We start from the raw sequence: 24,784 nt of genomic DNA on the forward strand, positions 1-24,784 counted from the left end.
TGCAACAAGTGCCTTTTATCTGTTTTCATGCGAGCCCGAGGACGTGTCTCAAGTAATAGGCGATCCCGTCATCTTCATTTCGCTTCGTCGTGCCGTTTGCCAGATGCTTCAGCGCGGGGATGGCATTTCCCATCGCTACACCGTGTCCAGCATACTCGATCATCTCTAAATCGTTTTCCTCATCACCGAAAGCAATGATTTGTTTAGAGTCAATACCAAGGTGATGCGCGATATGGGCAAGACCGACCGCTTTACTTGTACCTTTTCGCATCACTTCGACCATGAATTCAGGCTTCACCCATTGACGATTGAGTACCGTCTCGGCATGAATACCAGATAATTCGGAGCGGATCTCATCGACGTGTTCTCCTTTGGCATGAATCAAAAGAGAGGTTGGTTCATGCATAAGCACCTTTCGTAAATCTCCGGTCGTGACGGATAAGGCATGGTCAGTATAGAATTCGTAGATGCCAACCGGATCATATTGAAAATAGACATGATCCGTGACTTCACAGACGATGTTCTGTGTCTTCGTCTCAGCGATGGACTCTAAAATATGTTGAACGGTTTTTAATGGAATTGGATGATGCTGGACTTCAAAGTGGGTGTCTTGTGGGTGATGGACGAGACCACCGTTAAAGTTAACGATTGGTGTCGTTAAACCGAGCTGTTCGTAATATTTCCTGGCGTGACGAAACGGTCGTCCGGTTGCGATGACGACTTCGTGACCATTCGCACGCGCGCGTTGCAGCGCATTGATGTTCGTAGCGCTGATTGTCTTATCATCTTTTAAAAGAGTGCCGTCGAGATCGACAGCGATTAAGTGACGGGTCATGATGGAATCCTCCGCTTTCTTTTCGTTAATTCTACTGTAGCATATGAAGCGATTGTCCTTCTTATGAAACGATTAAGTTTTTCAAGGAAAAGAAAGCGCTTGAAAAAATTAGAGAAAAGCTGTTGCTTGGTTTAAAAAATGGTATACTACAAATCGTAGGATAACTCTATAGTACGTTATGGAAACGGAGGGGAAATCATGCGTTTTCTCGTTACATTCTTTTGGTCATTCTTACTCGTGAACACAGCTGTGTTCATCGTATCGGCAGTTGATGCAGTAACGTATAGCTTCGGATTCGCGACAGCTATGTCTGTCGTCACTTCACTTGTCGTCTTCGCACTCGATGCCGTCAATGAAGATTTAGGTCTTGGTCAAGGGACTAAGGCAGAATAAGGAAAAGCGAGATGTCGTCACATGGGCGATAGGCTCGCTTTTTGTCTTAAGGAGGAATGATCGATGATCGTCATCGAACAGGTTCTGTGGCAACAGATGCCGCAAAATATCTACATAGCAGGAAATCAGATCATCGGAATCGGTTCCTATACCATAGATGAAGCAATGATTACGCATCGGATCGATGGTCGCGGCAAACAGCTAGTTCCTGGATTCATCGATGGACACTTACATCCAATCGGTGGGGGAGGAGAAGGCGGATTTGCGACGAGAACAGCATCGCTGACCGTTCGAGACATATTCGAAGGTGGTGTCACGACGGTCGTTGGATTACTCGGAACGGATGGTTGGACACGAACGGGAATCGATCTACTGGCACATATACGAGGATATGCTGCATCTGGTATCCGCCCCTTTCTATTAAGCGGAAGTTATATGGTTCCACCGGTCTTCCTGACGCAATCGACAGGACATGATATCGTCCTCATCAATGAAGTGATCGGTATCGGGGAAATTGCCATCAACGATCATCGGTCGACACAACCGACAGCCCATGAACTCGCACGATTAGCGTCAGAAGCCCGAATTGCCGGCATGGTCAAAGGCGTGTCGGGAACGATGAACGTCCATATCGGAGACGGGAAACAAGGACTCAATCTATTACATGAAGTGATTGACACGACTGATATCCCCATCGGACAATTCCTTCCGACGCATATCAACCGGAGTGAACGGATTTTTGAAGCGGGACTCGCCTGGGCGAAACAGGGCGGACGAATCGATTTCACGACGTGTACGACGGAAAGCTTCATTGCGGAAGGCGAAATTCCGGCAGGACAGGCTGTCGCCCGTGCTTTAGCAGCAGGAATCCCACCTGAACAGATTACGATGTCGAGCGATGCTGGTGCCAGTCTTCCGGCATTTGATGATGCAGGTCGTCTAGTTCGGATTGATACAGGAAAGCCTTCTTCTCTGATACAAGCCGTGCGCGATGCAGTGGCGCATGGTGTTGCTTTTGATCAGGCAATCACGACGATCACGCGACATGTCGCGGATGCATATGGTATACCGGGCGGGCGAATAGCGGTCGGAGAACGAGCGGATCTGTTACTGATTGATGACGCTTTGCAAATCGATACGATTCTTGCGAATGGTCATGCTATAATGGTTCAGAAAAAATGGCTAATACCAGAATGACGGAGGGATAGACGTGTCAAAGAAAACAAAACGTAAAAATACGAAAAAACCGCAATCCAAGGCGAATTGGATTACAGCGGGAGTCATCGCCTTAATCGTATTGGTGGGAGGATTACTTCTTGTCTTCACGGATCGAGAAGATTCTGCATCGAAGAACGGCAATCTAACGGCTACACAAGTCGCAGATAAAGTAAAATCCGGTGATGAATTCTATACGTATTTCTATCAAACGGGTTGTTCCCACTGTGAAAAAGTAAAACCATATCTCGTCCCGCTTGGTGAAAAACAAGATATCCCATTCGAACAGATCGACCTTGCTGTCGAACAGTCGGCTTGGGATACGTTTGGTATCGAGGGTACACCGACTGTCGTTCACTTTAAGGACGGTAAGGAAGTTGGACGTGTCGCAGGTGAGCAAACGGAAGACAGCTATAAAGAGTTCTTCGCTGGAAAAGACGTAGAGGACTCAAAAGAAGAATCATCTGGTGATCTCAATGATTAAAAAATGGTTTTACTCTCGTGTGTTCGAATTAAATGGACACCCGCTTGTTGCCAAACAACTGAAACGTTTTGCGATGAGCCGTATCAGTCGTCCGTTTATCCGTCCGTTCGTTCAGGCATACGATTTAAATATGACAGAAGCGACTCGGAGCCTTGAAGAGTATTCGAGTTTACATGACGTCTTCGTTCGTCATGTCAAACGGGAAATGCGACCGATCGATCAAGCAGAAGGCGCATTCGTCAGTCCGTGTGACGGTGTGCTATCCGTCGTTGACGATTTGACGGCTGATAGCCGCTTTACCGTCAAAGGACAATCGTATACGGTATCCGAGTTACTCGGTTCCCATCATGAAGCACAGCAATATGTCGGTGGACGTGTAATGATCTTTTACTTAAGTCCGCAAAACTACCATCGTGTTCATGTACCGATGGATGGAACGGTCCGGACGAGTTATACGCTCGGTCGCGATTCGGCACCAGTAAATGAGATTGGTCTCACACATGCGCTTCGCCCATTGACTCGGAACTACCGTCGTGTGACACGCATCGTCCAAGGGAAACATGCTCTTGAACATGTCATGGTCGGTGCACTCAACGTCAACTCGATCGTTCGGACGAACGAGTCGAAGGACCTTCGTCGCGGGGATGAGTTCGGATACTTCTCATTCGGTTCGACGGTCGTCCTGATTTGTCCGAAAGATGCATTGACGTTAGACAGTCAAGCAATCGGACCAGTTTTAATGGGGCAACGCCTCGGACAATGGCATTCATGAAAGCGAGACGCCCGTTTTGGGCGTCTCCTTACGTTTAGGAGGAATGAATCATGCCGGCACTGGCATTAGCAGAAATCGGAAGTACACAGGTCCAAACCTATATCGCACTCATCATTTTTTTAGTGACCTATGGCTTCATCATCAGTGAAAAAGTAAGTCGGGCGATCGTCGCCTTGCTTGGAGCGCTCGCGATGGTCATCATCGGCATCGTGGATCTCGAGACTGCATTATTTGAATACATCGAGTGGGGAACGATCGTCTTATTGATTGGCATGATGATTCTCGTCACGATTGCCAACCAATCTGGCTTGTTCGAATACATCGCAATCCGTGCGGCGAAGACGACGAAAGGTGATCCGATCAAGGTGTTGATTCTACTGTCTGCATTGACGGCACTTGGATCTGCCTTTCTTGATAACGTCACGACGGTTCTATTGATCGTTCCAATCACGTTTTCGATTACGAAGATACTTAAGATTGCGCCGTTTCCGTTCTTGCTCGCAGAAGTATTGTTTGCAAACATCGGTGGGACGGCGACCTTGATCGGCGATCCACCGAACATCATGATTGGTGCTGCGAATCCACACTTAACGTTTAACGCCTTTTTAGTGAATCTCGCACCGATTATTCTCGTCATCACGGTTGTAACGATTGGCATTCTGTACTTCATCTTCCGCAAACAACTGCATGTCGAAGCGGAAGATCGACAGAAACTGATGGAAATCGATGAAAAGAGTTATATTGTCAGTCGCAAATTGGTCACACGGAGTAGTATCGTCCTCGTCAGTACGATTGCGTTGTTCGTGTTGCATCCGGTGCTTGATCGAATCGGACTCCATCTCGAAGCACCGGCCATCGCGATCCTTGGAGCGACGGTCCTAATGTTGCTGACGATCGAAAACGATCATCAGCTCGAAGGAATTTTTGCCCGCATCGAATGGACGACGATCTTTTTCTTCGCCGGACTGTTCGTGCTCGTCGGCGGGATTCAGGAGGCGGGTATCATTCGCTACCTTGCGGAAAAGACGATTGATCTGACAGGCGGTGATATCAAGACGACAGCAACTGCTGTGCTTTGGTTGTCCGGTATCGCCAGTGCGACGATCGATAACATCCCGTTCGTCGCGACGATGATTCCACTCATCAACGATGTGGCTGCTGGGATCGGATTGTCACCAGCAGATGCGAAAGTGGACGTGTTATGGTGGTCCCTCGCACTCGGTGCCTGTCTCGGTGGTAACGGAACATTGATTGGTGCGTCGGCGAACGTCATCGTCGCGGGTCTTGCGACACGACAAGGTGAAAAATTCACCTATATGCGCTTTTTGATTTACGGAGCACCGATCACGATCGTAACGTTGATTCTATCCCAACTCTATCTGTGGATTCGGTATTATTAAGAAAACGGAAGGTCCGCCTTCCGTTTTCTTTTGTGCGTCGCTCTTACTACCTGATTGTGCTATAATCGAACGATAAGAGCATAACTGTTTCTTAAACTTAACTATAGAGCTAGACCATTATCTGGAGGTTTTATTCTTGTTCAAACGACTTTATCCGAAACATTTCGTGGCTTCGATCTACGATATCGACCTTGAAATGCTCAAACGAAACGGTGTCAAAGCTATTTTGACCGATCTTGATAATACACTCGTCGCATGGAATATCGCAGATGCTCCAGACGAATTGGTTGCTTGGCTGGATATGGTGAATAATCAATATGGTTTCGACGTCATCATCGTATCGAACAACAATGGAGATCGCGTCAAGAAGTTCGCGGATCCGCTCGGATTGCACTACATTGCGCCTGCTCGAAAACCGCTTCCTATCGGGTTTAAACGGGCATTGACGGAATTCGGTTATCACGCGAAGGAAGTTGTCTTTTTAGGAGATCAACTCTTTACGGATGTACTCGGTGCAAACTCCGTTGGAATCGAAGTCATCCATGTTCAACCCGTCGTTAAGACGGACGGTGTCGTCACGAAATTCAATCGCCTGATGGAACGTGTCATTTTCCGCCGGATGAAACGCAAAGGAATCTATAAATTGACACAACGCGTCAAAGAAGATCCTTCTGTGCTGGAACATCCGATCGAAACACTTCGTCAGGATAAGCAACAATAACCCTGTCAGATCGGTAGATGAAAGGGAAGGCAGCAGTCGCAACATGTACGGCGAGAGGTCGGAAGTTACGCTCTTGGAGTAGCGAGCAGGGCGCTACGGTGAAAAGAGAAGGGATATCGTTCCCGCATGCGGCTCAACATAATATGATCGAAGAAATCCACTGCGCTGGTTGTGGTGTCGCCATTCAAACGGAAGACACAAAAGCACCAGGATACGCACCTAAATCTGCACTTGATCGTGAAATGGTCATTTGCCAACGTTGCTTTAAATTAAAGCACTACAATCAAATTCAAGATGTATCGTTATCGGACGATGATTTCGTTAAAATCTTAGACGGAATCGGTCAAAAAGATGCACTTGTCGTTAAAATCGTTGATATCTTCGATTTTAATGGAAGCTGGTTACCGGGATTACATCGGTTCGTCGGTAAAAACGACGTCTTACTCGTTGGGAACAAAGCCGATTTATTACCGAAGTCACTAAACCCGAATCGTCTCATGAACTGGATGCGTCAAGCATCGAAAGAACTCGGATTACGTCCAGTCGACGTTCATCTGATCAGTGCGAAAAAAGGGCACGGAGTTGATGAACTTGCTGAAAAAATCGATTATTATCGAAAAGGCCGCGACGTCTATGTCGTTGGTTGTACGAACGTCGGGAAATCGACGCTGATCAACCAAGTCATCAAACGCTTCGGTGAAGAAGATGAGGCCGTCATTACGGTCAGTCACTTCCCAGGTACGACACTTGATTTGATCGATATTCCACTCGATGATAACTGTAACCTGTATGATACACCAGGGATCATCAATCACCACCAAATGGCTCACTATGTGGATGCAAAAGACTTGAAGCTGATCACACCGAAAAAAGAGATCAAGCCACAAGTCTTCCAAATCCATCCGCAACAGACGCTTTTCTTTGGAGGTCTTGCGCGATTGGACTATATGGAAGGGAACAAGCGTTCATTCGTCATCTACATGTCGAACGAATTGAAAGTTCACCGGACGAAGCTTGAAAAGGCAGACGATCTATATGCGAACCACAACGGTGAGCTGTTGTCTCCGCCAAACGAAAAGACGCGTGAGATGCTACCGCCGCTTGTCCGTCATGAATTCAGCCTCCGCGACAACATGAAGACGGATATCGTCTTCAGTGGACTCGGGTGGGTTGCGGTTCACGGAAAAGGTGGACGTGTCGCTGCTTACGCCCCGAAAGGTGTCGCTGTATCCTTACGTGAGGCGCTCGTCTGATGCGCTTTGCCGTCATCGGTCATCCGATTGCCCATTCACTTTCACCTGAGCTGCATACAGCTTGGCTGGAAGCGGCTGGGCTTTTCGGCTGTTATGACCTCATCGATGTAACGGAGCAGCAATTGCCGCAAATCATTACGAAATTACGCATACATCAGCTAGACGGAATCAATGTGACGATTCCGCATAAAACAGCAATCATTCCGTATCTGGATCGGCTAGAGCCGGCAGCTCAAAAAGCAGGCGCCGTGAACACAGTGTACCGGCAGGATGGGCAGTTGATTGGTGCGAATACAGATGGAATCGGATTCGTCCGCGCGTTGACAGAACGTCGTCCTTCATTTCAAAAAACGCTCGTTCTTGGTGCGGGCGGTGCGGCGCGAGGTATTATTGCTGCGTTACCCGGAGATGTGACAATCACGAATCGTACAGAAGAACGTTCTAAGGCAGTTGCCGATGAATTTGGAGCAAACGTTCTACCGTGGCAAGAAACATTTGATTTAACGAGTTACGACGTCATCATCAATACGACTTCTGTCGGGATGGCTCCACATATCGAGGCACGTCCAATCGAATTGACAGAGACGCACGCCTTGATTTGTGATATTATTTATCGACCGACGCCGACCCGTCTATTGCGTGAAGCGACTGAAAAAGGTCTCGACACACTTGACGGCGTCCCGATGTTCGTCTTACAAGCGGCTGAAGCATTTGAACGCTTCACCGGACAAGCACCTGACCTCGCACTTGGCGAGCAGGTGATACGAAAGCAATTGGAGGAATTTTAATCATGTTAACAGGTAAACAAAAACGTTTTTTACGCGCGACAGCTCACGATTTAAACCCGATTTTCCAAGTCGGTAAAAATGGAGTCGGCGAAGCGATGTGTGCTGATTTGATGGATGCGCTCGAAAAACGGGAACTCTTAAAAGTACAAGTATTACAAAACTGTGCGGACGCACCGAAGGATGTTGCACAAGAACTCGTCGCAGGAACGAATGCTGAACTCGTTCAAGTCATCGGAAAAGTCATCGTTCTTTATAAAGAATCAAAAGAGAACAAGACGCTCGAATTACCACGATGAAAATCGGACTGATGGGCGGAACGTTCGATCCTCCGCATATCGGTCATCTCCTGATTGCCGAACAAGCGCAGGAACAACTCGAACTCGATGCGGTCTGGTTTTTACCGGCGAATGTGCCACCGCATAAACAACGTACTGTCACAGACGCAACCAAACGTCTACGTCTTGTTGAAGAAGCGATTGCATTGAATCCTTCCTTCTCCGTCTCAGCGATCGAGTTTGAGCGCGAAGAACCTTCCTATACGTATGATACGATTCGTGCACTCAAGCACCGGTACCCAGAGCATGAGTTTCTGTTTCTCATTGGAGCGGATTCACTCGTTAGTCTCGATACGTGGTATCAAGCCGAACAGTTATACGAGGAAGTCGTCTTTGGTGCCGTCGCTCGACCGGGCAGTCGGTATCTGATTCCGCGTGGCGCCCGTGTGAAAGCAGTCGATATGCCATTGCTAGAAATTTCTTCGACGGATATCCGGCAACGGGTCGCGCGCGGACAGAGCATTCGCTACCTTGTACCGGAAGCCGTTCGACAACGGATTGAGGAGTGGGATCTATATGCGCCTTGAAGAAGCACGTCAAATCATTGAGAACACGTTGCCTGAACGACGCTATGTGCATACATTAGGTGTCGTCGAGACAGCGCGACACTTGGCTCTCAAGTATGGAGTCAACGAAGAAGAGGCAGCGCTCGCTGCCATGCTCCATGATTATGCGAAATACCGCGATACGAATGAGATGCGTTCGATTGCCGTTGAGTTGAATCAACGTGTTTTACTCGATTATGATGACGAACTGCTTCATGCGCCAGTGGGTGCGGAGCTTGTCCGTCGAGAACTTGGTCTTGATTCAGACGTGATTTATCAGGCCATCGCAAATCACACGACGGGGGCACCCGGTATGCCGTTGCTTGATCAAATCATCTTCGTCGCGGATGCGATTGAACCGAATCGCAGTTATCCAGGTGTCGAAGCGCTTCGTGAAGTAGCGGAGCAGGATTTGACGGACGCCGTCATCGCAACACTCAGTCAAACGATTCATTTTTTATGTAAGAAACAAGCCATCATCTTTCCGCGAACGATTGAGACTTATAATGCCTTCGTCGCGGCCAAACGAAAGGGGACCGTCCTATGACAGTCGAACAAGAATTACAATTAATCGTAAATGCCATCGACGATAAACGCGCTGAAGATATCGTCGTCCTGAATATGTCTAGCATCTCACCAGTTGCCGATTATTTCGTCATCTGTGAAGGGAATTCAGAAAAACAAGTACAGGCGATTGCACGTGAACTCAAAGAAATCGCGCACGAACATAACCTGCCGATCAAACGTCTCGAAGGATTCGATGCGGCACGTTGGGTGTTAGCGGATCTTGAAAATGTCGTCGTTCATGTCTTCCACCGTGACGATCGTGATTACTATAACCTCGAAAAACTCTGGGCAGATGCTCCAAAGGTTGAAGTCGAGGTCAACTAATGGCATACGAACAGTTCGCCTACATCTATGATGAATTGATGCAAGACGTCCCGTACGATCAATGGGTCGACTGGGTCAAAGCATATGTTCCGACTGGAAGTACGATTGCTGATATCGGATGTGGAACGGGTACGGCGACGCTTGCATTAGCGGCACACTATGAAATGCTCGGGATCGATTTATCGGAAGAGATGCTAGAAGTCGCGCAAGAGAAGGCGATGGAAGAGGGATTACGCATTCAATTCTGGGCGCAAGACATGCGCGAAATCGAATTGCCGACACCTGTCGATGCTGTGACAATACTATGCGACTCCTTGAACTATCTCCGGACGGAAGAGGATGTCAAACAGACGTTTACACATGTAGCAGCAATCCTCAAAGAGGGTGGACGTCTCTTATTCGATACACATTCTCCTTACAAGATGGAAACGTTGTTCAATGGAAAGACATACGCGACACATGCCGAGCAAAGTTCGTATATCTGGTTCGCGGATCCTGGTGAAGCACCGCTTTCTGTCGTCCATGAACTGACTTTCTTCATCGAGGAAGAGGACGGTCGCTATGAGCGTGTCGATGAAACGCATCACCAACGGACATATCCTCCGGCACAATACGTGACGTGGTTACGCGAAGCAGGATTCCGTGTCCTTGCCGTCACAGGCGATTTTGGACCGGAAGCTCCTTCCGAGACAGCTGAGCGGATTTTCTTCGTTGCTGAAAAAATGTAAAAGTGATCCCATCCGTCTTCTTTAAGCGATACACGTTCGTGTTGCTTGAAGGAGACGGATTTTTTGTTCGTCAAACAGATGCTAATTCAAAGTAACGGTATGGATGTTATGACATTCATCCGACATAACACATAGTATCGTGTTGTAAAAGAGTGGTTAGTGCGTATTCCTTCGTTTCCTGAAGTCCGTAGCGACCTGTTAGAGTCGTGGGAAAAGGAGGGATTCGTCTTGACCGTTCCACGTTTGCAACAGATCGCAGGTCTCGTCGTCGTCCTGCTACTCATCGTTTTATTGTTCGTACCATTACCCTCTTGTTCGAATGAAGCGATGGTCGATCAACCGTCCTTAACGGATAAACAACAAGAGGCAAAAGCAGAGCCAGCAGAAAAGGAGCCCTCGATTCGTGACAAACTCATCATGGTCGATGTGAAAGGGGCGGTAGAAGCACCTGGACCCTATCAATTCCACCTCGGTGATCGAGTGAAGGATGCAATCGAAAAAGCAAAGACGACTGCGAAAGCGGACATTCGACAAATGAATCTTGCGGCACGTCTCATTGATGGACAGGAAGTCATCGTGCCGGTAAAAAAGACGAAAGATCAGCCGAAATCAACGAAACGCTCAAAAGCAGAGATACCAAAAGGATTGATTGATCTCAATGCGGCAACAGCGGAACAGTTGATGGAGGTTCCGGGAATCGGTCCTGCCAAAGCAGAAGCGATCTTGACCTATCGGGAGGAGAAGGGAGGATTTGCGACGTATGAATCACTCGGAGATGTGAAGGGTTTTGGGGAAAAGACGTTAGAGTCGCTTAAATCCTACCTGATCGTCTACTGATGCCGCTATATGCCCTGTTTGTGCTCTTACTCGTTGTTGCCATTAAAGAATCAATCTGGTGGTTAGTAACGTTGATGTTGTTTGCTGTCATGAAATCATGGTCTTTTTCAATCGGTCGTCTCTTCTGTTTGCTCATTCTGAGTTGCCTTTTCATCGGAATGGGTCATCTGTCACCTGAACCGCATGACGTCTCGTCTGTTGACATTTTATCAGGTAAGCGTAATGGGGATCGAATTCGCTATGAGGCAGAGAGCAACGATCAATCGGTTCTGTTGACGGCGACGATTGCAGAAGAAGAGACAGGATACGAACGAATCGGGTACTCCTGTCGTGTCAATACGGAGCCGCTCGACGTCCGGCAACAATCGAATGCGGGAGGTTTTGACGAACAGCAATTCATGCATACACATCGTTACGCTGGAAAGTGGGAAGTCCGTTCATTTGATTCCTGTCATCCGACACCTGGGTATGCGGCAGAAGGAAGACGGGTACGTGAAGCATGGTTGAAACGGATTGAAGAATTGCTACCAGAAAAGCAAGCCTTCTACGTCGAAGCGCTCGTGTTTGGTGAGGATCGACTAATGGATCAAGTGACGCTCGAACGGTTTAAGAAATTCGGCTTATTACATGCAATCGTCATCTCAGGATCACATATCGCTTTTTTAGTATTTAGTCTGCTGTATGTCTTACGAAAAATCAGAATGACCAAAGAAAAACGACTTGATATCGTTCTTATCTTACTGCCGATTTACGGATGGTTGACGGAGTGGAGTCCACCAGTCACACGAGCTGTTCTTGTCGCGATCATTCTGTTGCTCGGTCGTCGTTTCCATAAACCGTTAGATCCGGTGGAGGTCATTGCGGGGGTCGCAGCTTTTCAATTGGCGATTCAACCAACTGTCATTTACGATATCGGATTCCAATTGACGGTCGGACTGACGCTGTTTCTTGTGCTGTCGAGACGACTCATGGGTTCGGTTCGTCGTCCTTGGAACTGGCTGCTCATCAGTGCTTGGGCACAGTTTGGAACACTCCTCTTTTTGCAAGGTATTGAACAGACGACTGTTTCAATTTGGTCGCCGTTATTGAACCTATTGATTGGTAGCTGGATTGAATGGGTGATTCTTCCGGGATCGTTCATTCTTGCGACACTTCCGTTCTTACCGATTCGTTCAACGTTTCAGATCGCGCATCAGTACGCGATTCAATGGATGGATCAAGCGTTACGACTGGCGGAGGATCTACCATTGGCGATGGTTGCCGTTCCAGCATTTTCTCCTATCGTCTTGACGATCGTCATTGTCGGAACGGGGATCGCTTGGTTCATTGCTGAGCGGAGATGGTGGGGGCATGCTCTCCCGTTGATCCTTTTACTTGCGGCATGGGGCTACACGGAGTGGCGCGCACCCGAACAAATCACTTTTTTAGATGTCGGGCAAGGCGATAGTATCGTGCTTGAGAAAGCAGGAGAGACATTCGTCGTGGATACGGGTGGCGTTTATCAACAAACGACGCATCCACTGCTTCGTCCGTTTGATCCAGGTAGTCATATCGTCGCGCCCTTTTTATTCACACGAGGAGAAGCAGAAATCGACGGTCTCATCGTGACACATGCTGATCACGATCACGTCGGTGGACTTCTAGGTGTACTGCGTCAAGTTCGCGTGAAAACCATTTATTTAGGTGCGTATGACAACACGGATGAGAAACGAAACGATTTGATTCGTTCCATCGAAGCAACTGGGACGCGTGTTGAGTTCGTTCAAAAGGGACAAACGATTCGTCCTTGGTTGCAGGTCCTTGCACCGACTGGACGAGAGGAAGAAGAGAACGATCGGTCTATCATATTACTTGCACAGATCGCCAAGCAACGTGTTTTGTTGACGGGCGACGCTGGTTTAGCAATCGAGGACGAGTTAACGATTGATCCGATCGATATTCTAAAAGCAGGTCATCATGGTTCGAATACGTCGACCGGTGAAGAACTCTTGCGGAAGACGAATCCGAAAATTGTCATCTTGTCAGTCGGACGGAAAAATCGATACGGGCATCCGCATCCGGACGTGCTTGAGCGAATCGGAACAGATCGAATCGTCTTTCGAACGGATGAGGACGGGAGTGTAACTTGTTCTTCAGCGGGCTGTGAACCTATGATAAAATAAAAAAACAGCAACCCCCCAAGGTTGCTGTTTTACTGATTATAGACTTAAGAACTTAATTGCGACACCGATGATGAACAAGACTGCGAAGAAGCCGAATGATGCACCAAAACCAACGGCAGAGTCGAGCGCATCGTTGCGTTTTGATTGAATATCGTTCTCGAACGCGTTTTCACTTGGTGGGCGTACTGAATGTGCCATGCTGCATTCCCCCTTAATAGATTCCGCTTCTAGTATAGCGGAATAAAAGAGGATTATCTATGATGAAGTTAAGAACAAACTGTGAAATGTGGTGGGAATGATGAAAACTCCTTGGCTCGTCAACGGAAAATTAGCGAATTTATACTTATTATATGGAACAGAACGACACCTGTTAGAAGAATGGGAACGGGAAATCGTAAAAGCGGCTCTTCCGGACGGAGAACGCTTTGATTATATGAAAATCGATTTGAACGACCAACCGCTTGATGCAGTACTCGATGAGGCGGAGACAGTACCCTTTTTAAGTGACTATCGCGTCGTCGTTGCAAAACCTGCAACGTTTCTGACAGGGGCAAAAGATAAAAAACAACATAACCTCGAACGGTTAGCAGATTATATCCTACAACCGGCGGACTACGCAGTCGTTGTCTTGATTGTCGAAGCAGAAAAGCTCGATGAACGAAAAACCGTCGTCAAACGATTGAAGGAGCGCGCGACGGTGTTAGAAGCGAAGAAACCGACGACTGAAGAGTTGTTCCGCTTCGTCCTGGATGCCGTCAATGATAAAGGCTACCGGATGGAACGCCCGGCAATCGAGCGGCTTATTTTCTTGACTGCTGAGATGTGGGGGACATTAGCGCACGAACTTGAGAAGTTGATGTTGTTTGCAGGAGATCGACCAACGATCGAAATCGAGGATGTCGATTTGCTTGTTCCGCGGACATTAGAGGACAACGTCTTTCAATTAACGGACTACTTGATGAAGCGTCAACTCGAACCAGCAATTCGCTTGATTCGCGACCTTGAAAAACAAGGACAAGAAGTGTTGGCCCTTCTTGGACTGATGGCACGCCAATACCGGATGATGCTGCTGTCGAAACGATTAGCAGAACAAGGATACGGAGAACGACAAATCGCATCAAAAGTCGGGGCTCATCCATATGCGATCAAATTGGCATTACAGTCTGCCAAACGGTTTACGTTTGCACAGCTCGAACAAGCACTCATCGCCATCACGACGACAGATGAAGGCATGAAGACGGGGCGCGGCGATAAGAAGATTCTATTCGATGCGTTGATCGTTCGCTTAGCGACGCTATAAGAGGAGGAAAATGATGATGGAAGTCCAAATCATTACAGCAGAAGAAGTCATCCCATTACGGCATGACGTATTGCGCCCGCATCAACCACGCGAAGCGTGTATCTACCCAGACGATGCCTTGCCATCGACGTTTCATCTCGGCGGGATAAAAGGACAACAAATCGTCGCAATCGGTAGCTTTTCGGAACAATCGCATGTACAAGCGCCAGGAGCGACATATCAGCTTCGCGGCATGGCATCGAGTGAAGATGTGCGTGGTGAAGGCTATGGTCGGGCGCTGATTGAAGAAGCCCGTCGTCTCTTGAAAGAACGACAAGTGACAGCTTGGTGGTGTAACGCCCGCGTCACGGCACTTCCTTTTTATGAGCGTCTCGGACTTGAACGTGTCGGAGAACCCTTCCTTATTGAAGGGATCGGTCTTCACTATGTCATGATCGACCGTCTAGACGACAAATGAAACAACAAATGGCGGACGAAGGAATCGTTTCACACGAGTCCTTCGTCCGCCATTTTAGATCATATAAAAAATCGCCACTGGAGATAACTCCTAGTGGCGACCCATCACCGTATTCTTCGGAAAGAATTAAAGTGCGTTTACGAGTTTAGCGAGACGTGATTTGTCACGACCAGCTTTGTTGCTGTGGATGAGACCTTTAGCAGCAGCTTTGTCGATTTTTTTAGAAGCTGTAGCGAAAGCAAGGACCGCTTGGTCTTTGTTACCTTCAGCTGCGAAAGTTTCGACTGCTTTAATCGCTGAACGCATTGCCGATTTACGTTGTACGTTAGCGACGCGGCGTTTTTCAGCTGTTTTAACGCGTTTGATTGCTGATTTAATGTTAGCCATGGATGATTCACCTCCAATAAAACTCATTCGAGATTTATATTCGCATATCTGCAGTTATCGTTCAACAGAACAAACACAATTGTAGCAAACGTTTTTCTTAAAAGCAATACGACGTCTAGGGAATCTTCACATTTTGTTTTTCGGGTAAAACAAAACGAGATAGTACAGTGAAGCGCTTTTTGGTATAATGAACCGTATGTACGTTTGAAAATAAGGTAAGGTGACTCTAAACATGACGAATGAAGACCGTTTAAAGCGGCAGAAGAGTATTCGTAACTTCTCGATCATTGCCCATATCGATCACGGGAAGTCGACACTCGCTGACCGGATTTTAGAAAAAACTGGCGCGCTGACATCGCGCGAAATGAAAGACCAGACACTTGATGCCATGGATCTCGAACGTGAGCGTGGAATCACGATTAAACTGAATGCTGTTCAATTGAAGTATACAGCAAAAGATGGGGAAGACTACATTCTTCATCTCATTGATACACCGGGACACGTCGACTTCACATATGAAGTCTCGCGTTCACTTGCAGCTTGTGAAGGAGCTGTCCTCGTCGTCGATGCGGCGCAAGGAATCGAAGCGCAGACGCTTGCGAACGTTTACTTAGCACTCGACAACGATCTCGAAATCCTTCCGATCATCAACAAAATCGATTTACCTTCTGCGGACGTCGAGCGCGTCCGTCAAGAAATCGAAGATGTCATCGGACTTGATGCGTCTGAAGCCGTTCCGACTTCTGCGAAGGCAGGGATCGGCATTGAAGAAATTCTCGAACAAATCGTCGAGAAAGTACCAGCGCCGACGGGTGATCCGTCTGCACCGCTTGAAGCATTGATTTTCGACTCGTACTATGATGCTTATCGTGGTGTCGTTGCATCAATCCGAGTCGTCAACGGAACAGTTAAGGTTGGCGATAAGATTCGGATGATGTCGACAGGTAAGGATTTTGAAGTTCTGGAACTTGCCGTCGCGACGCCAAAACCATTACGTCAGCAAGAATTGACGGTCGGTGATGTTGGGACGTTGTCTGCGTCGATCAAAACGGTCGGCGATGTACGTGTCGGGGATACGATCACGCTCGCAAAACAGCCGGCTGCTGAAGCACTACCAGGATACCGGAAGATGAATCCGATGGTGTACTGTGGACTCTATCCAATCGATGCTGCGAAATACAACGATTTACGAGAAGCGCTTGAAAAATTACAACTCAGTGACGCGGCGCTTGAGTTCGAACCAGAGACATCACAAGCACTCGGATTCGGATTCCGTTGTGGATTCCTCGGAATGCTCCACATGGAGATCATCCAGGAGCGGATCGAACGAGAGTTCAACATCGATATGATCACGACGGCACCGTCGGTTATCTACCACGTGACGACGACAGCGGGTGAAGTCTTGCACGTCGATAATCCATCGAAGATGCCGGATCAGCAAAAAGTCGAATTCATCGAAGAGCCGTTCGTTAAGGCTGCTGTCATGACACCGAATGATTACGTTGGTGCCATCATGGAGTTGTGCCAGAAGAAGCGCGGAACATTCGTCGATATGCAATACATCGATACGACACGTGTCAAAATCACGTATGAGTTGCCGTTATCTGAGATCGTCTACGACTTCTTCGATCAGTTGAAATCGAGTACGAAAGGGTATGCGTCACTTGATTATGAATTGATCGGCTACCAACAGTCGCGTCTCGTCAAGATGGACATCCTCCTCAATAACGAAAACGTCGATGCGCTCAGCTTCATCGTTCACCGTGACTTTGCATACGAACGCGGGAAAGTCATCGTTGATAAGTTGAAGGAATTGATTCCACGGATGCAGTTCGAAGTACCGATTCAGGCTGCTGTCGGAACGAAGATTGTCGCGCGTTCGACGATCAAGGCATTACGGAAGAACGTTCTTGCGAAATGTTACGGGGGAGATATCTCTCGGAAACGTAAGTTGCTCGAGAAGCAAAAAGAAGGTAAGAAACGCATGAAGATGGTAGGCTCAGTAGAGGTACCGCAAGAAGCCTTCATGTCCGTTCTATCCATGGACGAAGATTAAACAGGTGGGGGGCGCTTGCGTCCCCTTTTTGGTTTTTATAGAGAAAGGATGAGGCGAAATGGGAATACGCGCCGCATATGTCCACATCCCTTTTTGTGAACATATTTGTTATTACTGTGATTTCAATAAAGTCTTTTTAAAGAATCAGCCCGTCGATGAATACCTCGATGCACTCGAACGAGAAATCGAACTGACGCTGAAACAATATCCGACGGATCATCTCGAGACGATCTTCATCGGGGGCGGCACACCGACCGCTTTGAATGAACCACAGATGCAACGGCTGATGGAAATCGTCCAGAAGCACTTGTTGCCACTGACAGGTGATGATTTAGAGTATACGGTCGAGTCGAACCCGGACGGTGTATCGGAAGAGAAGCTCGATATCATGAAGGCGGGTGGTGTCAATCGCGTCAGTTTCGGTGTCCAGTCGTTTGACGACGGGTTGCTCGAACGCATCGGTCGGACGCACCGCGAAGCGAAAGTCGCGCAGACGCTCGATGCCGCAGCGAAACGGTTTGACAATATCTCGGTCGACTTGATGTTCGGATTACCGAACCAAACGCTCGATCAGGTCCGCTACGACGTCACGCGGGCACTTCAATTGCCGATCACGCATATCTCATCCTATTCATTGATTTTGGAACCGCACACGGTCTTTGCGATTCAGGAGCGAAAAGGAAAATTACCACTTCCGACGCAAGATCTCGAGGCGGAGATGTATCAAGTGATGATCGACACGATTGAAGCAGGCGGATATGCGCAGTATGAGATCTCGAACTTCGCGGAAGCTGGAAAAGAGAGCCGGCATAATCGTGTCTATTGGGAAAACGATGAGTACTACGGATTCGGTGCAGGCTCACACAGCTACATCAATCAGACACGTCGTGCGAATATCGCACCGATTCCGCACTATATCAAGGCGGAAGGGTTACCGGTTCGCAAAGAGACACCACTGACGAACGTCGAGCGGATGGAAGAAGAGATGTTCCTTGGACTTCGAATGAAGGATGGCGTATCACTCGAACGATTCCGGACGAAATATGGAGTAGCGTTTGAAGATGTGTTTGGTGACGTCATGAAACGGTTGTTACCAAACGGTCTCGTCGAACAAACGGAGACACATATCCGTTTGACGCCAGCCGGGGTTCCGCTAGCGAACGAAGTCTTCGCAGAGTTCATCGGTGAAGCGCAGGTTCAATGAGTTTTAAATAAATGAAAAGAAGCGGTGTTTCCTTAAAAGAGGAATACCGCTTCTTTTCATTTTTTTGATTTCCTTAAAAAATAGGCAGTCGTTCCGATGACCGCGATGAACAGCCAGACAAAGACTCCTGCCATTGCCAATAATTCAATCATCCGATTCATCCTTTCCGTTCTTTGTTTCACTGTATCGCAGAATGGGAAACTGTTCAAAGGGTCACGCAATTCGGTTGACATCGGACGGACAATTCCTTATAGTAAAAGATGTAATTAGCACTCGTTAAAAGTGAGTGCTAACAAAATAAGGTGGTGAAGAAGGTGCTGACGGATCGTCAATTGTTGATTTTACGTGCAATCGTCGATGATTACATCAAGACTGCTCAACCCGTCGGCTCACGGACGCTCTCCAAGCGAGACGACGTGACGTTCAGTTCCGCGACCATTCGTAACGAGATGGCGGACCTCGAAGAGATGGGTCTGATTGAAAAGCCACACACTTCCGCAGGACGGATTCCTTCCGAACTCGGATATCGTTTTTATGTCGACCATCTGATTCGTCCGGAAAGCATCACACCAAAAGAAGCACAGGCATTGAAATCACTCTTTGCCCATTCCGTGAATGAGAATGATCGGTTGATTCGGCACACAGCAGACCTGTTGAGCGATTTAACCCATTACACGACGCTTGTACTTGGACCAAAAGAAGACGGACAACGCCTGCATCATTTAGAATTGATTCCACTTGCCGAGGGTCGTGTCGTCATCGTTCTCGTCACGGAGACGGGGCATGTCGAACACAAGACATTGCAATTGAATCAAGCGTTGTCCCAAGAAGCAGCGAGCCGCCTGATGGAACGTCTGAATCAGACGTTACGCGGTACGCCGCTCTCAGCCTTACGCAGTCGCCTGCTTGAGGAAATCCGTCGCTTCCGTTCAGAGCATTCTGAACAGACGGTATTGCTCTCGAAGGCACTTGATCTCGTCTTGACGGATCAAGAGGAGCGCCCGTTCATCTATCTGGGCGGGAAAGCCAACATGTTCGATCAGCCCGAATTTCAGGACGTTGCCAAACTACGACCTGTTCTCGAGTTGATCGAACAGCAAGAAGCCGTTCTCGATTTCCTCCGACCGAATCTCGATAATCAAATCTTGATCACGATCGGGAGTGAGAACAATGTGGATGCATTAAAAGATTGTAGCGTCATCCGGGCCCATTATTCGGTCGACGGTGTCTCGATCGGGACACTCGCCTTGATCGGACCGAAACGGATGGATTACAACCGGGGAATCAACTCGATCATCCATCTACTTCAAGCATTCCAAACCGAATTGCATAAGAACAATTTGGATTGAATATAGAAAGGGGCTCGATTCAGAGTGGAAGAAAAAGAACAGAATCAAAACCTCCAACAAGAAGAAAACGTGACAGAGCCGACTGAAACCGTCGAAGTCACAGAAGAAGAAGTCATCCAAGCGGATCTCGTCGAAGACGAGAAACCAGACTTCGAAGCACAACTCGCAGAAGCAAAAGCTTCAGAGTTACGCCTCCGTGCGGACTTTGAGAACTTCAAACGTCGCAACCGTGTCGAAGCGGAGAACCGCGCGAAGTATTCTTCACAAGCGATCGTCGAAAAGCTATTGCCGCTCGTCGATAACTTGGACCGTGCGCTCCAAATCGAGACAGAAAACGATGAGACGAAATCCGTCTTGACGGGTGTCGAGATGGTAAAACGTCAACTCGTTGAAACGCTTCAAAATGAAGGCGTCGTCGAGATTCCAGCTGTCGGTGAAGCGTTCGATCCGAACTTACACCAAGCAGTCGTTCAAGAAGCGAGCGAAGAACACGAATCAGGTATCGTCATCGCTGAATTCCAAAAAGGGTACAAATTGCACGATCGTGTGATTCGTCCGAGTATGGTCAAAGTAGCTGAGTAATCAGCTTGCACTTTATTATTCCAATCATTGAAAGCGAGGAAATAGATCATGGCAAAAATCATTGGTATTGACTTAGGTACAACGAACTCATGTGTCGCAGTAATGGAAGGTGGCGAACCGGTCGTCATCGCTAACGCAGAAGGAAACCGTACGACACCATCTGTCGTCGCATTCAAAAACGGTGAGCGCCAAGTAGGGGAAGTCGCAAAACGTCAAGCGATCACGAACCCGAACACGATCATGTCGATCAAGCGTCATATGGGTACGGACTATAAAGTAGAAGTCGAAGGCAAAGACTACACACCACAAGAAGTCTCTGCAATCATTCTTCAAAAATTAAAAGCACAAGCAGAAGACTACCTCGGTGAAAAAGTCACAGAAGCTGTCATCACAGTACCAGCTTACTTCAACGATGCAGAACGCCAAGCGACAAAAGACGCTGGTACGATTGCTGGTCTTGACGTAAAACGGATCATCAACGAGCCTACAGCGGCAGCACTCGCATACGGTCTCGAAAAAGGCGAAGACCACACGATCCTCATCTATGACCTTGGTGGCGGTACGTTCGACGTGTCGATCCTTGAACTCGGTGACGGTGTCTTTGAAGTTGTTTCAACTGCTGGTGATAGCCGTCTCGGTGGAGATGATTTCGACCAAAAAATCATCGATCATCTCGTAGCAGAATTCAAAAAAGAAAACGGCATCGATCTTGCTCAAGATAAGATGGCGCTTCAACGTTTAAAAGATGCAGCTGAAAAAGCGAAAAAAGACCTTTCAGGTGTTTCTTCAACACAAATCAGCCTTCCGTTCATCACAGCTGGCGCATCAGGTCCACTTCACTTGGAAATGACGCTTTCACGCGCGAAATTCGACGATCTCACAGCAGATCTCGTTGAACGTACGATGGAACCAACACGCCGTGCTATGAACGATGCAGGTCTGACACCAGACAAAATCGACAAAATCATCCTCGTTGGTGGTTCGACTCGTATTCCTGCAGTTCAAAAAGCAATCCAAGACTTCACTGGTAAAGAATCGTTCAAAGGGGTTAACCCGGATGAAGTCGTTGCCCTCGGTGCAGCGGTTCAAGGTGGCGTATTGACAGGAGACGTCAAAGACGTCGTTCTTCTCGACGTAACTCCACTCTCACTCGGTATCGAGACAATGGGTGGCGTGATGACGAAATTGATCGATCGTAACACAACGATCCCGACTTCAAAATCACAAGTCTTCTCAACTGCAGCAGACAGCCAACCAGCTGTTGACATCCACGTCCTCCAAGGGGAACGTCCGATGGCAGCAGATAACAAAACACTTGGTCGCTTCCAATTGACGGACATTCCACCAGCACCACGTGGCGTGCCACAAATCGAAGTTAAATTCGACATCGATGCGAACGGTATCGTTAACGTTTCTGCGAAAGATCTCGGAACGAACAAAGAACAGTCGATCACGATCCAATCATCAAGCGGTTTGACTGAAGCGGACATCGAGCAAATGGTCAAAGATGCAGAAGCAAACGCGGATGCTGATAACAAGCGTAAAGAAGAAGTCGAATTACGCAACGAAGCAGACCAACTCGTCTTCGCGACAGATAAAGCAATCAAAGACCTCGGTGAGCAAGTCGCTGACGCTGATAAAGAAAAAGCAGAAGCTGCAAAAGAAAAAGTAACAAAAGCTCTCGAAGGAACAGACATCGAAGCAATCCGTTCTGCAAAAGACGAATTGTCGACAGTTGTTCAAGAGTTGACACAAAAAGTCTACGAGAACATGGCACAGCAACAAGCTGGCGCTGAAGGCGCACAAGCTGGTAGCCAAGACGATAACGTCATGGACGCTGAGTTCGAAGAAGTCGACGAGAAAGACAACAAGTAATTCATCCGACCGATTTTTCGGGCGCTAGAGAGAGCCAAAGCGTATCCGCGCTTTGGCTCTTTCCATGTCGCACGAAGTTCGGTAAAATCAAACAGTATGAAATGAATCGGAATAGAGAGAGGAAGACTGCACGTGGAAAAACGCGATTATTATGAAGTACTAGGCGTCGCGCGCGATGCCTCATCAGCGGAAATCAAACGCGCGTACCGTAAGCTTGCCCGGACGTACCACCCAGACGTCAATAAGGAAGCCGATGCGGATGCAAAATTTAAGGAACTATCGGAAGCGTATGAAGTGTTATCCGATGACAATAAACGAGCACGTTACGATCAATTCGGTCACCAAGATCCATCACAAGGTGGCGGTGGATTCAGTGGAGCAGAAGGATTCGGCGATATCTTTGACATGTTCTTCGGTGGCGGACGTCGTCAAGATCCAAACGCACCACGTAAAGGACAGGATTTACAATACGTCGAGGAAATCGACTTCATGGAATCGGTCACAGGCGTCGAGAAGACGATCACGATTCCAGTCGAAGAAGATTGCGGTACTTGTCATGGTTCAGGTGCTAAACCAGGAACACATCCGGAAACATGTAAACGATGCGGTGGTTCGGGGCATATCAACGTCGAACAAAACACGATGTTCGGTCGTGTCGTCAACCAAACGACATGTTCGACATGTCATGGCCGTGGACAAATCGTCAAGGAGCCATGTGAAACATGTCGTGGAGCCGGTCGCGTTCGTAAAAACAAAGATGTCCGTGTCAAAATTCCAGCAGGGATCGACAATGGGCAACAAATCCGCTTAGCAGGAAAAGGGGAAGCCGGTGTCAACGGTGGACCAGCGGGTGACTTGTATGTCGTCGTTCGTGTCGCAGCACATGAATTGTTCGAACGTGTCGACGATCATATCGTCATGGATATGCCACTGACATTCGCGCAAGCAACACTTGGCGATGAGATCGAAGTGCCAACTGTTCACGGTAAGGTCAGTCTGAAGATTCCAGCCGGAACACAGACAGGATCACGATTCCGTCTCCGCGGAAAAGGGATGCCGAACGTTCGGTCCGGTCACCATGGCGACCAGTACGTCAATGTCGTCGTCATTACACCGAAGAATCTGACGGAACGTCAAAAAGAACTCTTACGGGAATTCAATGAAATTAGCGATGAAAAAGGTGTCGAAGAGCAACACGAAGGTGTCTTCAGCCGGATCAAGACATTCTTTACAGGGTGATCACTACAGAGGAGCGTGACAAGAAATGAAATGGTCAGAGATCTGTGTCCATACGACACAAGAAGCCATCGAAGCAGTTTCAAACATCTTACATGAAGCGGGAGCAAGCGGAGTCGTCATCGAGGACGTCGAAGATTTCGAGATGATGTCCCACCGCGAAGATAACTTCGGTGAAATTTGGGATGAGACGAAACGAGACGAGTATCCGACACAAGGTGTACTCGTGAAGGCGTATCTTGCAGAAAGCAGCGATTTGACGGACACGATCAAAGGCATCGAACATGATATCCAGCAGTTGACGAACTTCGGTTTGTCGATTGGCACGGGTGCTGTCACGCTGACTCAAGTAGATGAAGAAGATTGGGCTCATTCATGGAAACAATTCTATAAGCCGGTCAAAATTAGTCGCCATCTGACCGTCGTCCCAATGTGGGAAGATTATACACCACAACCGGATGAAAAAATCATCGAGCTCGATCCAGGTATGGCATTCGGAACGGGAACACACCCGACGACGGTCCTCTGTATTCAAGCGATTGAGAACTACTTGCAAGAGCAAGACCGTGTCGTCGATGTCGGAACGGGATCCGGTGTCCTAGCGATTGCAGCTGCGAAGCTTGGGGCAAAGGATGTCTTTGCACTCGATTTAGACGAAGTCGCTGTCAAATCAGCGACGGAAAACGTCGCTTTGAACGAAGTCAGTGAGCAGATCACGGTCCGTCAAGGCGACTTGATGAAGGAATTGAGTGAGCCGGTCGAGTTGATCGTCGCGAACATCTTAGCGGAAGTCATCCTTCTCTTCGTCAAGGATGCTTATACATTGACGTTACCAGGCGGTCATTTCATCGCTTCCGGTATCATCAGTCAGAAGAAGGATATGGTCGTACAAGCGATGCAAGAAGCAGGTTTCACAATCGTCGAGACGACGAAGCTTGAGGACTGGGTCGCGATCATCGCGAAACGGGAGGCGTAAACG

General features: G+C 48.1%; 27 protein-coding genes. 24 read left to right on the plus strand and 3 right to left on the minus strand.

Annotation, left to right across the window (positions count from 1 at the left end; all coding sequences use genetic code 11):
* Positions 1-25 precede the first annotated feature (25 nt).
* On the minus strand, positions 26-835 hold the full coding sequence (locus tag L985_RS04220; RefSeq protein WP_029340982.1) for a Cof-type HAD-IIB family hydrolase: 810 nt from the start codon (positions 833-835) through the stop codon (positions 26-28).
* Positions 836-1,033: 198 nt separating this feature from the next.
* Here L985_RS04220 and L985_RS04225 point away from each other — a divergent pair, with 198 nt between their 5' ends.
* From L985_RS04225 to L985_RS04295, 15 genes are all read left to right on the plus strand, one after another.
* Positions 1,034-1,228: a YjzD family protein gene (locus L985_RS04225; protein ID WP_023467415.1), complete on the plus strand. Its 195-nt coding sequence runs from the start codon at positions 1,034-1,036 to the stop codon at positions 1,226-1,228.
* Positions 1,229-1,291: 63 nt separating this feature from the next.
* Positions 1,292-2,425 (plus strand): beta-aspartyl-peptidase, encoded by a 1,134-nt coding sequence (iadA, locus tag L985_RS04230; RefSeq protein ID WP_047396313.1) that lies wholly within the window; start codon positions 1,292-1,294, stop codon positions 2,423-2,425.
* Between the two features lie 13 nt (positions 2,426-2,438).
* Positions 2,439-2,927 carry a thioredoxin family protein gene (locus tag L985_RS04235; RefSeq protein WP_029340984.1) on the plus strand — a complete coding sequence of 163 codons (489 nt, stop codon included), beginning with the start codon at positions 2,439-2,441 and terminating at the stop codon, positions 2,925-2,927.
* Positions 2,920-3,699, plus strand: coding sequence for a phosphatidylserine decarboxylase (locus tag L985_RS04240; protein WP_029340985.1), 780 nt, complete (start codon positions 2,920-2,922; stop codon positions 3,697-3,699). The genes L985_RS04235 and L985_RS04240 overlap by 8 nt, the downstream gene beginning before the upstream one ends.
* A gap of 50 nt (positions 3,700-3,749) precedes the next feature.
* The gene (locus tag L985_RS04245; protein WP_051656221.1) at positions 3,750-5,099 is read left to right on the plus strand and encodes an ArsB/NhaD family transporter; all 1,350 of its coding nucleotides are present in this window, start codon (positions 3,750-3,752) and stop codon (positions 5,097-5,099) included.
* 136 nt (positions 5,100-5,235) lie between these two features.
* Positions 5,236-5,820 (plus strand): YqeG family HAD IIIA-type phosphatase, encoded by a 585-nt coding sequence (locus tag L985_RS04250; protein WP_029340987.1) that lies wholly within the window; start codon positions 5,236-5,238, stop codon positions 5,818-5,820.
* A 143-nt stretch (positions 5,821-5,963) separates the two neighbouring features.
* The gene (yqeH, locus tag L985_RS04255; protein WP_023467421.1) at positions 5,964-7,073 is read left to right on the plus strand and encodes a ribosome biogenesis GTPase YqeH; all 1,110 of its coding nucleotides are present in this window, start codon (positions 5,964-5,966) and stop codon (positions 7,071-7,073) included.
* The gene (gene aroE, locus L985_RS04260) at positions 7,073-7,861 is read left to right on the plus strand and encodes a shikimate dehydrogenase (protein ID WP_029340988.1); all 789 of its coding nucleotides are present in this window, start codon (positions 7,073-7,075) and stop codon (positions 7,859-7,861) included. The genes yqeH and aroE overlap by 1 nt, the downstream gene beginning before the upstream one ends.
* Before the next feature lie 2 nt (positions 7,862-7,863).
* Positions 7,864-8,157, plus strand: coding sequence for a ribosome assembly RNA-binding protein YhbY (yhbY, locus tag L985_RS04265; RefSeq protein ID WP_023467424.1), 294 nt, complete (start codon positions 7,864-7,866; stop codon positions 8,155-8,157).
* Positions 8,154-8,723 carry a nicotinate-nucleotide adenylyltransferase gene (gene nadD, locus L985_RS04270; protein WP_047396317.1) on the plus strand — a complete coding sequence of 190 codons (570 nt, stop codon included), beginning with the start codon at positions 8,154-8,156 and terminating at the stop codon, positions 8,721-8,723. Before yhbY ends, nadD begins: the two co-directional genes overlap by 4 nt.
* Positions 8,713-9,288: a bis(5'-nucleosyl)-tetraphosphatase (symmetrical) YqeK gene (yqeK, locus tag L985_RS04275; RefSeq protein WP_029340990.1), complete on the plus strand. Its 576-nt coding sequence runs from the start codon at positions 8,713-8,715 to the stop codon at positions 9,286-9,288. Before nadD ends, yqeK begins: the two co-directional genes overlap by 11 nt.
* On the plus strand, positions 9,285-9,632 hold the full coding sequence (gene rsfS, locus L985_RS04280) for a ribosome silencing factor (protein ID WP_029340991.1): 348 nt from the start codon (positions 9,285-9,287) through the stop codon (positions 9,630-9,632). Before yqeK ends, rsfS begins: the two co-directional genes overlap by 4 nt.
* The gene (locus L985_RS04285) at positions 9,632-10,360 is read left to right on the plus strand and encodes a class I SAM-dependent DNA methyltransferase (RefSeq protein WP_047396323.1); all 729 of its coding nucleotides are present in this window, start codon (positions 9,632-9,634) and stop codon (positions 10,358-10,360) included. The genes rsfS and L985_RS04285 overlap by 1 nt, the downstream gene beginning before the upstream one ends.
* A 228-nt stretch (positions 10,361-10,588) precedes the next feature.
* On the plus strand, positions 10,589-11,197 hold the full coding sequence (locus L985_RS04290; RefSeq protein WP_029340993.1) for a helix-hairpin-helix domain-containing protein: 609 nt from the start codon (positions 10,589-10,591) through the stop codon (positions 11,195-11,197).
* Positions 11,197-13,359, plus strand: coding sequence for a DNA internalization-related competence protein ComEC/Rec2 (locus L985_RS04295; protein WP_047396327.1), 2,163 nt, complete (start codon positions 11,197-11,199; stop codon positions 13,357-13,359). The genes L985_RS04290 and L985_RS04295 overlap by 1 nt, the downstream gene beginning before the upstream one ends.
* Positions 13,360-13,395: 36 nt before the next feature.
* Here the strand turns inward: L985_RS04295 and L985_RS04300 are convergent, their stop codons facing one another.
* Positions 13,396-13,557, minus strand: a complete 162-nt coding sequence (locus L985_RS04300) for a YqzM family protein (RefSeq protein WP_023467431.1) — start codon at positions 13,555-13,557, stop codon at positions 13,396-13,398.
* Positions 13,558-13,657: 100 nt separating this feature from the next.
* On the opposite strand from L985_RS04300, the gene holA reads away from it, so the two are divergent.
* Complete coding sequence (gene holA / locus L985_RS04305) at positions 13,658-14,659, plus strand: DNA polymerase III subunit delta (protein WP_023467432.1); 1,002 nt, start codon at positions 13,658-13,660, stop codon at positions 14,657-14,659.
* Between the two features lie 13 nt (positions 14,660-14,672).
* Positions 14,673-15,116, plus strand: a complete 444-nt coding sequence (locus L985_RS04310; RefSeq protein ID WP_047396330.1) for a GNAT family N-acetyltransferase — start codon at positions 14,673-14,675, stop codon at positions 15,114-15,116.
* A gap of 126 nt (positions 15,117-15,242) precedes the next feature.
* Here L985_RS04310 and rpsT read toward each other — a convergent pair whose 3' ends face one another.
* The gene (rpsT, locus tag L985_RS04315; RefSeq protein ID WP_023467434.1) at positions 15,243-15,503 is read right to left on the minus strand and encodes a 30S ribosomal protein S20; all 261 of its coding nucleotides are present in this window, start codon (positions 15,501-15,503) and stop codon (positions 15,243-15,245) included.
* 232 nt (positions 15,504-15,735) lie between these two features.
* Between rpsT and lepA the strand changes: the two genes are divergently transcribed.
* The 7 genes from lepA to prmA all read left to right on the plus strand — a co-directional run bounded on the left by lepA (position 15,736) and on the right by prmA (position 24,781).
* Positions 15,736-17,559: a translation elongation factor 4 gene (gene lepA, locus L985_RS04320; RefSeq protein WP_029340997.1), complete on the plus strand. Its 1,824-nt coding sequence runs from the start codon at positions 15,736-15,738 to the stop codon at positions 17,557-17,559.
* A 58-nt stretch (positions 17,560-17,617) separates the two neighbouring features.
* A complete protein-coding gene (gene hemW, locus L985_RS04325) occupies positions 17,618-18,763 on the plus strand; it encodes a radical SAM family heme chaperone HemW (protein ID WP_084642210.1) in 1,146 nt (381 codons plus the stop codon).
* A 314-nt stretch (positions 18,764-19,077) separates the two neighbouring features.
* A complete protein-coding gene (gene hrcA / locus L985_RS04330) occupies positions 19,078-20,112 on the plus strand; it encodes a heat-inducible transcriptional repressor HrcA (RefSeq protein WP_029340999.1) in 1,035 nt (344 codons plus the stop codon).
* 24 nt (positions 20,113-20,136) lie between these two features.
* Positions 20,137-20,694 carry a nucleotide exchange factor GrpE gene (gene grpE / locus L985_RS04335; protein WP_029341000.1) on the plus strand — a complete coding sequence of 186 codons (558 nt, stop codon included), beginning with the start codon at positions 20,137-20,139 and terminating at the stop codon, positions 20,692-20,694.
* Between the two features lie 48 nt (positions 20,695-20,742).
* On the plus strand, positions 20,743-22,569 hold the full coding sequence (gene dnaK, locus L985_RS04340; RefSeq protein WP_029341001.1) for a molecular chaperone DnaK: 1,827 nt from the start codon (positions 20,743-20,745) through the stop codon (positions 22,567-22,569).
* A 132-nt stretch (positions 22,570-22,701) separates the two neighbouring features.
* Positions 22,702-23,808: a molecular chaperone DnaJ gene (gene dnaJ / locus L985_RS04345; RefSeq protein WP_023467442.1), complete on the plus strand. Its 1,107-nt coding sequence runs from the start codon at positions 22,702-22,704 to the stop codon at positions 23,806-23,808.
* A 25-nt stretch (positions 23,809-23,833) separates the two neighbouring features.
* Complete coding sequence (gene prmA / locus L985_RS04350; RefSeq protein ID WP_029341002.1) at positions 23,834-24,781, plus strand: 50S ribosomal protein L11 methyltransferase; 948 nt, start codon at positions 23,834-23,836, stop codon at positions 24,779-24,781.
* The last annotated feature ends 3 nt before the right edge of the window (positions 24,782-24,784 follow it).

The sequence above is a fragment of the Exiguobacterium sp. ZWU0009 genome (assembly GCF_000798935.2).
Classification (GTDB): Bacteria; Bacillota; Bacilli; order Exiguobacteriales; family Exiguobacteriaceae; genus Exiguobacterium_A; species Exiguobacterium_A acetylicum.